Annotated in this window: 9 protein-coding genes; 3 read left to right on the top strand and 6 right to left on the bottom strand. The window is 43.0% G+C overall.

From position 1 onward, the window contains the following. Positions 1 to 247 precede the first annotated feature (247 nt). Positions 248 to 2,275: a prolyl oligopeptidase family serine peptidase gene (locus NYF15_RS01810; RefSeq protein WP_371352578.1), complete on the bottom strand. Its 2,028-nt coding sequence runs from the start codon at positions 2,273 to 2,275 to the stop codon at positions 248 to 250. A gap of 152 nt (positions 2,276 to 2,427) precedes the next feature. Between NYF15_RS01810 and NYF15_RS01805 the strand changes: the two genes are divergently transcribed. Then, positions 2,428 to 2,805: a VOC family protein gene (locus NYF15_RS01805; protein ID WP_371352577.1), complete on the top strand. Its 378-nt coding sequence runs from the start codon at positions 2,428 to 2,430 to the stop codon at positions 2,803 to 2,805. A gap of 178 nt (positions 2,806 to 2,983) precedes the next feature. Beyond that, positions 2,984 to 3,964 carry a WD40 repeat domain-containing protein gene (locus NYF15_RS01800; RefSeq protein WP_371352576.1) on the top strand — a complete coding sequence of 327 codons (981 nt, stop codon included), beginning with the start codon at positions 2,984 to 2,986 and terminating at the stop codon, positions 3,962 to 3,964. Positions 3,965 to 4,030: 66 nt separating this feature from the next. On the opposite strand, the gene NYF15_RS01795 is transcribed toward NYF15_RS01800, so the two are convergent. Genes NYF15_RS01795 through NYF15_RS01775 form a run of 5 tightly spaced genes read right to left on the bottom strand, consistent with a single transcriptional unit; the run spans position 4,031 to position 9,129 of the window. Further along, positions 4,031 to 4,888: an aminotransferase class IV gene (locus NYF15_RS01795; RefSeq protein WP_371352575.1), complete on the bottom strand. Its 858-nt coding sequence runs from the start codon at positions 4,886 to 4,888 to the stop codon at positions 4,031 to 4,033. Positions 4,889 to 4,890: 2 nt separating this feature from the next. Further along, complete coding sequence (locus tag NYF15_RS01790; protein WP_371352574.1) at positions 4,891 to 5,751, bottom strand: glutamate cyclase domain-containing protein; 861 nt, start codon at positions 5,749 to 5,751, stop codon at positions 4,891 to 4,893. Next, positions 5,739 to 6,467 carry a 5-oxoprolinase subunit PxpA gene (locus NYF15_RS01785; protein ID WP_371352964.1) on the bottom strand — a complete coding sequence of 243 codons (729 nt, stop codon included), beginning with the start codon at positions 6,465 to 6,467 and terminating at the stop codon, positions 5,739 to 5,741. The genes NYF15_RS01790 and NYF15_RS01785 overlap by 13 nt, the downstream gene beginning before the upstream one ends. Before the next feature lie 6 nt (positions 6,468 to 6,473). Then, positions 6,474 to 7,271, bottom strand: a complete 798-nt coding sequence (locus NYF15_RS01780) for a putative hydro-lyase (protein WP_237119312.1) — start codon at positions 7,269 to 7,271, stop codon at positions 6,474 to 6,476. 49 nt (positions 7,272 to 7,320) lie between these two features. After that, complete coding sequence (locus NYF15_RS01775; RefSeq protein WP_371352573.1) at positions 7,321 to 9,129, bottom strand: glycoside hydrolase family 3 protein; 1,809 nt, start codon at positions 9,127 to 9,129, stop codon at positions 7,321 to 7,323. A 350-nt stretch (positions 9,130 to 9,479) separates the two neighbouring features. Between NYF15_RS01775 and NYF15_RS01770 the strand changes: the two genes are divergently transcribed. After that, positions 9,480 to 12,341: an FAD-binding and (Fe-S)-binding domain-containing protein gene (locus NYF15_RS01770; protein ID WP_371352572.1), complete on the top strand. Its 2,862-nt coding sequence runs from the start codon at positions 9,480 to 9,482 to the stop codon at positions 12,339 to 12,341. Positions 12,342 to 12,432: the final 91 nt, after the last annotated feature.

Raw genomic sequence — 12,432 nt, 5'->3', positions numbered from 1 at the left:
GAGTTACTCACATTTTTGACTGTAAAGGGGGTTTACAGAGAGGGAACTAGCAAGGGGCAAAGTGAGAAAGAGTAAAGTTAACAAGTAGCAGCAGGTTTACCCCGCGTTATGGTTTTATTAAATGATCATTCGGATATGGCGCGATATAGAATCGCGCCTAATACAATTTGAGATAAGTTAAGCGAAACTGCGTCACGAAATCAGTTCACCTTGCGCAAATGAAGCGTTCTCGCTTCGCTCGATGTCGTTAATCATTTCCACTGTTTTTATCAAACCACCATTGAATATAGGCTACTTTAGTCATTAGGTTTGATGGGCGCGCGGTAATACCATGTGAGGCATTAGGGATACGCACCATCGCTGTATCAACACCTTGTAGCTTTAACGCTTGGTAAAATTGCTCAGTCTCAGAAATCGGGGTGCGATAGTCTGATTCGCCTGTTAATAGCATAGTTGGTGTTTTTACATTGCCCACATAGCTAATTGGAGAGCGCTTCATATAATGCTCAATATTGTCCCATGGCTTACCTGGGAACCAATAGTCAGCAAAGAAAGGATAGAAATCAGCAGTTAGTACAAAGCTGATCCAATTGATGACTGGTTTAGCAACAACAGCTGCTGCAAAGCGGTCTGTATGACCCACAATCCATGCAGTTAAAACACCGCCACCTGAACCGCCGGTAACAAACAACTTACTCTCATCAATAAAGCCTTTATTGATAACAGCATCAACACCTGTCATCAAATCATCAAAGTCATTACTTGGGTAGTTGTGATGAATTGTTTGCGCAAATTCTTTACCGTATGAATCACTGCCGCGTGGGTTCATATAAAGCACAACATTGCCCTTGGCTGCGTATAACTGCACTTCAGGGCTAAAGTGAGGGCCGTAGTTTGCAACAGGGCCACCGTGGATCTCTAAAACAAGTGGGTACTTTTTGTTTTTATCAAAACCAGGTGGGTATGCAATCCAACCTTGAATAGCCAAGCCATCATGGCTTGATTTAACCCAAATTTCTTCAACTTTGGCCAGTTCTTTGTCGCCCAGCGCATCTTCGTTTAATTGCGTTAAACGAGCCGTTTTTCCGCGCTTAATTAATGCTACATCAGCTGGACGCTGTGTATCAGCGAGTGTGAATGCAACTTCACCATCTTCGCTCACATCAAAGTCACCACCTGAATATGGGCGACCAAAGGCAACACTACCAATCTGTGAGGTAATCACTTTATGTTTACCACTACGCGGTTGGTAAGCTAGGTGTGTTTTACCTTCGCTATCGTAACTAAAATAAAGACCTTGGCCACTATCATCCCATTTAATGCTTTCGACACTGCGATCTAAATCAGCAGTGAGCACCGAGCTTTTACCTGATTTTAAATCAAGTAAATAAATGTCGTTATTTTCATAGTTAGTCTTTTTGTCATCATAGCCAGTGTAAGCGAGGTAACGACCATTTGGAGAGACTTTAGGACTTGAATCAGGGCCTTTACGGTCTGTTATTTGGCTGATTGAACGATCCGCTAAGCTAAGTTTATAGATTTCAGATTCAGTCGGATGTAGCTCATTGTCTTCATAACGATTAGCTGAAAAATAAAACGCATCGCCTTGTTCATTAAAGCTAATAGCACCACTGTGATCAAAATCTCCAGAGCTTAATTGGCGGGCATTGCCGCCTGTTGCACTAATAATGAAAAAGTGACGGTAGCCTTTTTCAGAGTAGCCACCGCCATCTGCGCGGTAATAGGTATCGTCAATATATTTAGCTGGCTCTGCCCATTTAGCGCCTTCAGGCTTGCCTGGTAAAGACACTGGACTTGCTGATTTTGCTGGCACAAATTGGCTGAACACCAATTGTTTGCCATCAGGTGTCCAAGTTAATCCGCCAGGGCTTTGCGTTAGGTTACTAATTTTTGCTACGTTACCGGTTTTTAACCATTTTACATAGATTTGGCTGCTACCATCTCGGGTAGAAATAAACGCTAAACGAGTTTCATCTGGTGACAACACCGGAGAGTAATCCATATGCACGCCAGACGTTAGCGGTAGCATGGTTTTACCATCTGGGTTTACTGACCAAATATTACTAACTTTACGGTCACTTTTGATATCCATGCGATTACGCACAAAATAAATTGTATCGCCATTTTTTGTCATTTCTATTTGGTTGGCGTATTCAAGATCAAAAACATTTTCGAGCCCAAAGGTATTGCTAGCTCCCGCATGGCTGTAAAAGCTGGTTGCTGCAAGCAGTGCTAAAGACGTTTTAAACTTCATTTGATTTCCTTGTTAGTGAGCGGTGTTTAACCTGTTATAAAGTAACAACCATCAGAAATATAGTCCATTGCGATGAATGGAGAAATCAATAGACAGATGGTCATTTCCCTTTTATGTTGAGTACAGACACTTTTAAACGTGAGGAACACACAATGATAGGTTACATCATGTTAGGCACTAACAACCTAGCTAAAGCAGTAAAGTATTACGATGAATTGTTCGCCACCCTAAACGCCGAGCGCTTTTTAGAAACTGACCGCTTTGTCGCATGGAACACTGGGCAAGATAAACCTGGTTTTGCGGTTACCAAGCCTTACAACGATGAAAAAGCGACCGTAGGCAATGGCACTATGATTGCGTTGGCAGTCGAAACTACAGCCCAAGTAGACGCTTTTTACAAAAAAGCCATAGAGCTTGGCGGCACAGACGAAGGCGCCCCCGGCCCACGCGAAATGCCAGGCTTTTATGCGGGATACTTCAGAGACCTAGACGGTAACAAACTTAATGTGTTTTGTTTTACGCATGGGTGAGTGAAGTTAGCAAATGTAGTCGCAGCTGCAACATCCCACAACATGTTGCAGTCTCGCGCGAAATAAATTGCACGCCTACAAAGCTGACAGCTTAAAGCTCATACACCTACCAAATTCTCCCTATTTTCATTAAACTGCTTCTATAAAAAATAACTATAAAAATAAGCGAGTTAGAATAATGTCGAAACTGTTTAAGTCACTTTCATGTGCCGTTACATTAGCGTTGGTTGGATGTGGCACAAATGAGGTGTTTACAGCATCTGCTAGTAGTGAGTTTGCTCATGGTGATGAGCTATTAAGTGCCACTGCGCTAACCGAAGATGCGAGCCACGCGTTAGTGGCAACCCAATCTGAAGTGTGTGTTTGGGATAATCAGTTAAAAGCACGTTTATACGATTGTATAACAGGGCAGGGCGCTGAGCATGTTGAGCTTGTGGGTTTTAGCGCTAACAAATCTCGTTTTTTTATTTCAAATCGGTTATCGGTGACTTTATACGATACTCGCACGGGGCGTAGTATCGGCACTTGGCTCACAGGGCAAGAAATTGCTAGAGACATCGCTATTTCAGCTGTAGGCGATACGTTGGTTATTGCCTATCGTAGCGGCAAGGCTGAGGTGATAAACACCCGCACAGGTGATACTAAGCGTTTTGATATTCATCGTTTAGATATTAATAGCGTGGCGTTATCGGCTGATGGTCAGTGGGCGTTTACTGGCTCAAGCGATAAGTACGTTAAGCTTTGGTCAACGAGTGATGGCAACACTCGCTTTGAAGAGCGTTTAGCGACCAGAGTGAATCACGTTACTTTAAATAAATCAGCAAGCTTGGGCTTTGCAATTGATTCGGTTGATGATCGTGTATTCTTTGATTTAGCCAATAAAAAAGAGCTATCAGAAGTGGACTCATACTCTAACTTTATTGAGTTCACCGCATCGCAATTTATCAACCAAGACAAATGGCTATTAACTGGCTCGCCAAAAATGAAGATGCGTTTATACCGTGTTGCAGATGGTGAATTAATCGCTGAATACGAAGCTAAACAGCAGCGTCAGCGCACGTCAGTGCTGAGTGTGGCTTACGATGGTACGCAGTTATATTCACAAACCAGTGACGGCCTATTGCAGGCTTGGCCGTTTGAGATGAAAAGCAACAAATAGCAGCAAAAAGTAGATAAAACAAAAACGCCTACTTTTAGTGGGCGTTTGTTTTAAATGGCGATTAAATTAGTAATCAAATTTATGCTTGGTAAACAAGCTTTGCACTTGTTGCCAAACCGCACCAGGCTTACCATCGCCAATTAATTTGCCATTTACTTTTACGACAGGGCCAACTTCTTTAGTCGCGCTGGTGATCCATACTTCGTCGGCATCAAGTAACTCGTCTTTACTAATAATGCGCTCTTGCACTTTAAGGTCGCTGTAGCTGTGTAGAATATTGAGAATTAACCAACGGGTGATCCCAGGTAAAATTTGGTTATCAAGAGGAGGCGTACTGATCACACCATCTTTAACAATAAACACATTACTTGAACTGGCTTCGGTAATTTCTTCTAAACGATTAAATAAAATGGTTTCTTTGTTACCTGCAGCTGCACCGTGTTGGTAATGAATAACGTTGCCAAGTAGTGCCGTTGATTTAATATGGCAACGCTGCCAGCGGCGGTCTTGCTCAAGTGATACGGTATATGCTGTCGCATTATCGATGTCACTAACAGGTTCTGCTGGAATTTCAAAAGCAAATGCAAATACTGTTGGAGTAATGTTAGTTGGGTAGCCATGGGCACGTTTAGTGTCGGCACCGCGGCTTACGTGCAAATAAATCCCCAAGTTGTCACCATGGTTTTTCTCGCATAAATCATTACAGATTTTACGCCACGTATCGACACTGTAATCGAGCTTAATTTCAAGCTCGTTTAAGCCGTTATTCATACGCTCAATATGTGCGCCAAAGCCAAGCATTTTGCCTTGGTAAGATGGGATCACTTCATATATGCCATCGCCAAATAAGAAGCCGCGATCCATAGGTGAAATTTTTGCTTCATCAGCGCCAAGGTAGTCACCGTTTAGGTATACCGTGCCCATTGTTAAACCTCATTCTCTGTAATAAAGCCGCCAAGTTGGCGAAGCTGAGTTATTAATTGTTGGCCATGCATAGCATGCAAACCGTCTTCAGTGAGCTCGTTTTTATGGGTAACACCATCAACACTACCGCGCTCACTTAGGTAATGCAGAATGTCTAGTGGCTCAATATCTGCCAATAAGTCTGTGTTGTGCCAGCGGCTTAAGAATCCAATGAGACCATAAGCGGCCCAATTAGATACATCAGCCAACAGCAACTCATCACAAGGTGTTAAACAAGGTGTAATACTAAGATCTTGCATATGCTGTGCAAGGTTACCCATGCCTATTTCATTACCGCCATCACCAATTGCAATAGTGGGGCAGTGTGCTTCTGTCACAAAAAAATCAAAGCAGCCACAATGTTCCGAAATATCAATGCCGCGCATATTATAATAACGTTGATGCTGATTAAGCCCCGGGCGCTCTATTGATAAAACACAATCAGGCTTTAACTGCTCAAGGGCTTTAATGCTAAAAGTGCGCGCATTATCAATGTGGTTAATTGGCAGCTCAAAACAGTTAAAGTCTTTTTTCAGGGCACTGTAAAGGGGGTTGCCAGTGACCAAAATTGGCTGTTTACCAAGCTTCTCGAGTACTTTGTAAAGTGCTATAGCGCCAACAGGGCCATCGGTTTCAAAGGTGTTGTTGACCGCAAAGCCTGTACCAATCAGAATAGTATGTTGTGCCTTGTGAAGTGACTGTGCGGCGCGTAAATAAGTGCCCTTGGTCTGCCTGGCATATAAATACTGCATACCTCGTGGATTTAGTTCGACCATCATGCTTTCTATTTTTAGACTGAGTGCTTCATCACTTAGACTTGGCATAATGCGTTGATCTCTTGAATGAGGGCAATGCCTGCTTCGTTATCGCCGTGAACACAAAGGCTGTCGGCTTGGAGCGTGAGCTGCTGGCCACTTCGAGTGGTAACAGTACCATGTTCAATTAATTGTTTTACCTGCTTCAAAAGAGCTGGCTTCTCTAAAACACTTCCTGCAAGAGCGCGTGAGACTAACTTTCCTTCATCGGTATATTGGCGATCGGCAAAGGCTTCTAAAATGAGTTCGATACCTAATTCACTTGCTAGTGCTTTGTGTTTGGTTGCTTGATTGGTGGCTAAAATCATTAATTTTAGTGGTTTTGGATAACGAGCAACTGCTTGCATAACGATATTTAACGTATGCTCTTCGCGCATCATATCGTTATAAAGAGCACCATGTGGTTTAACGTATTCCAGCGTTAAACCATGCACAGTTGCCATGCCATCAATCGCAGCAATTTGATAATGAAGGCAGTTAGTGAGTTCTTTTTCGCTCATTGCCATCGAACGACGACCAAAACCTTGTTTATCTGGATAGCTTGGGTGTGCGCCTATAGTAACCTTGTGCTTTTTTGCAAGGCAGAGGGTGCGTGCCATTACATCGGCATCGCCCGCATGAAAGCCACAAGCGATATTAGCCATATCAATATGTGGCATCACTTGCTCATCTAGGCCCATTTTCCACATACCAAAGCTTTCGCCTAAGTCGCAGTTTAGTTTCATCGTCATTTAAAATGCTGCCATTTTACTATTTGGAATATCGGTTACCAGCATATGCCCTGGGCTATGGGTAATACAAAAATCAGGTGCTGCATTGGCAATCGCAACTTGTGGAGTAACACCACAGGCCCAAAATACCGGCACCTCGCCTTCTTTAATGGTCACTGCATCGCCAAACTCAGGTTTGTTAATATTTTTAATACCGATTGCTGCAGGGTCGCCAAAATGCACTGGCGCACCATGTACACTTGGAAAACGGCTGCAAATCTGGATGGCGCGAATGGCATCGGCAGGTTTCATCGGGCGCATACTCACAACCATATTAGCATGGAAGATCCCCGCACTCTGACACGCTATATTGGTCACATACATAGGGACATTTTTTTGCTCGCTAATATTTCTAATTTCAAGGCCTGCGGCAATCAATGCCTCTTCAAATGAAAATGAGCAACCAATCAAAAAGGTGACTAAATCGTCGCGCCAATGGCTTGTGATATCAGTCACTTCTTCAATCATTTGTCCATTTTTAAAGACGCGATAGCGAGGTAAGTCGCTACGAATATCAATGTTTTCGCCAACAGTTGGCATATCGGAAACGCCTGGTAAACGGCTGGTTGCTATAATAGGGCATGATTTAGGATTGGCTTGGCTAAACTGCAAAAAGTCAAACGCGTATTGTTTAGGTAAGATCACTAAGTTTGCTTGTACAAACCCAGGCGCAAACCCAGACGTATTACCACTGTAATCACCCTCGCGTACCATTTTACGAATAGCCGCTGGGGTGGTTAATGATGCATCTTTTTGCAAGTGCCTCTCCTTGAAAATTAAAACCTAACCGAGGTTATTACAATAACACTCAGTTTAGGTCATTAATAGTAACGGGCAGCTGCCCTTTTGCAGGGGCTTTCCCTAGTAAAACGTTTGCTAGCGCTGTAAAAGCAGGACCAGCAATTTTTTCATCTGTATCTACATCTATATTGTAAGCATAGGTGGCAAGTACTGCATCGCCAAATTGTCCGAACTGCGCAATATCGTAAGGGGCACGTAAGCTTACAAATACGGTCTTTTTATTGGCTAATTTTGCTTGCTTTAATAAGGACTCTAATGCAGCTGATTGATCAGTCTTAGCAATTGCAAATTCTGGGTTATCGGCTAAATCGTCCATACCACCCACTTCAACAGCGCTTTGTTTTGGTGACGCATTTGCGGCAATGATGATATCGGCTTCATTAATTTTTTGTAATGTTGCAAGCGGCTCGTAGCCTTGCAAACTCGTGCAGCTAAAGCTGATTAGCTGATCGGTGTTATCAATTAACGCTTGTTGCAGAGCATAGCATTTGCGGGTATCTGGCATAATAATATGTACTTTGTTGCCCGATTTAATGCTAAGCGGTAGGGTGTTTTTCTCGTTTTTAATTTCGGTGATAGCCGCTAATGCTAACTCAGCTTCTACTTTCCTATGACTTTGATCGCCAAGTAAAAGCTGCGCTTTTTTGATGGCTGCTTCGTCATCAAGTGAAGAGCTGAGTTTAAATTTTTCTTTTAGTTTTAAAATACGTGTTGCAGACGCGCTCATTTCGTTGGCATTTAACGTGCCGCGTTGTACTTCTTGCTCTAATCGCTCAATCAGAGCATCAAGCACAGCTAGGTCTTTAGGGCTTCTGATTTCGATGGGCATAAGGGCAATATCAACACCTGCTGCAAAGGTATTTACTACCGCTTCAATTGGTTCAAAGAAGTGGCTGATCCCTGCCATATCGAGTGCATCTGTGATCACCACACCTTGATAACCGAGCTCTTCTCGTAATAAGTCGGTGATGATTTTGCGCGACATAGTCGCAGGTTTGATCATGGTTTTGCCTTCTTTACTGACAAATGTACTGTTATCGAGGGCTGGGTATTGGATATGTGCCGTCATGATCATACCCGGTTGTTGGTTTTTAATAATTTCTTTAAAAGGAGGTAGGTCTTGCTGCCAAATGGTTTCTTTATCATGCATTACTTTTGGCAGGCCTGTGTGGCTATCTACATTGGTATCGCCATGTCCTGGAAAGTGCTTTAATGATGAAATAACGCCGTTATTTTCGAATCCTGCCACTTGGGCACCACCTAGTTTTGCAACCAATTGCGGATCTTCGCCGTAAGAGCGCACGTTAATAACTGGATTATCTGGATTCATGTTTACATCGACTGTGGGTGCATAGTTAACATTCATACCCAGTGCCAATAGCTCGTCGGCAATAATGCGGGCAGACTCAGTCGCGAAGTGGGTGCCATGTTCTTTATAGGTCGCGCCAATCGACATGTTACCGGTAAACGACGTACCTACATCACGAGGAATACGGGCAACTCGGCCACCTTCTTGGTCTATCGAAATAAACAGCGGTAAGCCTAACTCTGACTTGGCAGCGGCTTTTTGTAGATCATTATTAAGTTTGATTACTTGCGGCACGGTATCGATATTTTCTGCAAATAAAATCACCCCACCAATGTTATGTTTAGTGATGATATTCGCTAAATCGGCCGGCAGCTCTGTCACCGGTGTGCGGCATTTTTGCTCACCTAGGTCTTGTTCACAGTAATAGCGCAGGTCAAGCATGAGCTTTTGCCCTAACTGTTGTTTTAAAGTTAATGCAGACTCAGCAAATGATGATTGTAATGGCATGAAACATCCTAATCCGATAACCAGTGACGATAGTGCAAACTTATTTAACACAGCAAGCTCCAAAGCAAAACGCTTATTTAGTTTTTAGAATAAATTATTCTTGATGTTAATGGGTTTTTAAATATAAATACAGTATTTTTTTGCTACCCTAGCGGTTTTTCTGTCCGACTGCAAAAAGCTAAGTTAGATCACCAAATAAGGCTAATAGGCTTAAATAACCAACCCTTTATATTGATGAAAACCTTGGCAAGTTGATAATTTATCAATTTAATAGGTCGCTTTTTAGGTCAATTTAAAGTAATAATATATTCCATATTCATCAGCGTAAATATGACAAGCCTGGGGGCGAGATGGCTTTAGCTCGATTGCACGCATTTAAACAGCAAATTAAACCTTTTTTACCAGAGTCTGCATTAATAGAAGATTACTCGCGCCGTTATGCGTATGGGACAGACGCCAGCTTTTATCGATTAATTCCTGAGTTAATTGTATTAGTGAGCAATCTAAATCAAGCACGGCAAGTGATCATTGCTGCCAACGAGCAACACGTACCCATCACATTTCGCGCCGCTGGAACGAGTTTATCTGGGCAAGCAATTACTGACTCAGTATTGGTTTTGTTGTGCGACAGTTGGAGCAAGTTTGAGATACTTGGTGACGCCGAGGCAATTCGCTTACAACCGGCGATCATTGGTGCTCGAGTGAATCAAGTATTAGCCCCGTTTGGTAAAAAAATTGGCCCTGATCCTGCGTCTATTAATAGCTGCAAAATAGCCGGTATGGCGGCAAATAATTCATCGGGTATGTGCTGTGGGGTAGCGCAAAACAGTTATCACACAGTAAAAGATATGACGCTAATTTTTGCCGATGGCACTGTACTAAATACGGCTGATAGCCAAAGCTGTAATGCCTTTTTGCAAAGCCATAGTCGCTTTGTTGATGAGTTAATGAGCCTAGTTGATAGCGTAAAGCAAAACCCAGATTTGAGTGAGCGCATCGCCCATAAGTACCGTTTAAAAAATACCACGGGTTATGGTTTAAATGCGCTGCTGGATTTTGCTGATCCAATCGACATCATTAAACACCTCATTATTGGCTCTGAAGGTACGTTAGCTTTTATCGCCGATATCACCTACCACACCGTGGTTGAGCATAAGTACAAACACACAGGCTTCTTTATTTTTGATGATATCAGCAAGGTGTGTGAGCTGGTACAAAGGCTGAGTGAACTTGATGTTGCAGCCGTTGAGCTACTAGATAAACGCGCCCTGATGTCGGTGTCTGAGCATGCCATAATGCCAAAAGAAGTGGCCAGCTACCCAGAGCAATCAGCGGCATTGTTAATTGAGTTAAGAGCTGAAAATGCACAGGCTCTCGATGCGCTCACTAAGATCACCGAGCAACTTCTTGCCGAGTTTAAGCAAAGCCAACTGGCAGCGATAGAGTTCTCTGCAGATACTGCCCGAAATGCGGCACTTTGGAATATCCGTAAAGGCACGTTTCCTGCGGTTGGCGCAGTGCGCGAAACAGGCACTACTGTGATTATTGAAGATGTTGCCTTTGCTCTTGATAAATTAGCTGAGGGCGTGAATGCGCTGCATCAATTGTTTATTAAATATGGTTATGATGAAGCCATTATTTTTGGGCATGCCCTTGCCGGAAATCTGCACTTTGTATTCACCCAAGCTTTTGATACACCAAAGCAAGTAAGCCGATACGAGCAATTTATGGCTGATGTGGCAAATTTAGTGGCGGTTGAACTAAAAGGGTCATTAAAAGCTGAGCATGGCACTGGGCGTAACATGGCGCCGTTTGTTGCTACCGAATGGGGAGATGATGGCTTTGCGGTGATGGTTGCGCTTAAAGCACTATTCGATAAACAAAATATTCTTAACCCTGGGGTTATTATTAATCACGACAAAAATGCTCACACTCAGCATTTAAAAGTCATGCCAAAAAGTGATGATATTATCGATACCTGTATTGAATGTGGCTTTTGCGAAGTTGTTTGTCCATCAAAAGGGCTTACCTTAACACCGAGGCAGCGCATTACTTTATGGCGACACCGCACAGAGCTGCACAATCAATTACTAACAACTGATGATGTAGCAAGCAAACAGAAATTAAATCAAAAGCTCAGTGTTATCGAAGCCGACTTTAAATACCTTGGTATTGATTCGTGCGCGGCAACGGGTCTTTGCGGCCTTAAATGCCCAGTGGGGATAAACACGGGCGAATTTATAAAATCGCTCAGAGCAGAGCAAGCCTCATCAAATAAGATTGCGCGGTCATTATCACGCTTTACCAGCAAGCATTTTGCGGTTGTTGCTACGGGGGCACGGTTTGGTTTAAGTGTGATGCAGGTGCTCGAAAAAGCAATCGGCAGTAGTAACCTAAGAAGCCTGAGTAAACCTGCTAATAAGTTGCTTGGTACACCGCTGTATTACTCGGCGTGGCCAAGGGCTGAGCAGCCAATTAATAGAAAGCTTCAACAACCCCAACAAGCGAAAAAGTTGGTGTATATGCCAAGCTGCGCAAGCCGAGTTTTCGCGGCCGATAAACTTGCTGATGATAAGCGACCACTGCTAGATGTGATCTATTCACTCGCTGCCAAAGCAGGCTATGAAGTAGTGCTGCCGAAACGAGCAGATTCACTTTGTTGCGGTATGCCATTTGCTAGCAAAGGCTTTAATGACGAGTTTAAAAACAAAAGTGAGCAGTTACTTATTGAGCTTGTGGCGCTTTCAAACAATGGCCAATATCCCATTGTTTTTGATGCCAGCCCTTGTGCACTTACTACTCTTAATGCCGCACAAAATACGGCTCTCAAAATTTATGAAAGCGCTGATTTTGCAGCCCAGCATTTACTGCCTAATTTGCAAGTCACGCCCGTAAATGAGCCGGTGATGCTCCATGTTACCTGTAGTTCTAAGCGATTAGGTAAAGAGCAAAGCCTGGTATCACTTGCCAAGGCATGTAGTAATGAGGTGATTATACCTGCTGATATTGAGTGCTGTGGTTTTGCTGGTGATAAAGGCTTTAACTTGCCAGAACTCAATAACAACGCGTTAAAAACCCTTAAACAACAAGTACCAAACAACTGTCGTCGCGGTGTGTCAAATAGTCGTAGTTGCGAAATTGGTTTAACTGAGCACAGTGGCATTAGCTATCAATCAATTTTGTATTTGTTAGATCAGCAGAGTAATGAGTAGAGTATTTGCTCTTTTTCTTGCGCTAAATCAAATTATGACAAAAGTTCTATAGAGGTACAAAGTAGTAGTTGCTAATATAAAGGTATTAGAT

Source organism: Pseudoalteromonas sp. 68 DY56-GL68 (assembly GCF_041414825.1).
GTDB lineage: Bacteria > Pseudomonadota > Gammaproteobacteria > Enterobacterales > Alteromonadaceae > Pseudoalteromonas.
This window is presented reverse-complemented; position numbering and strand designations above follow the sequence as displayed.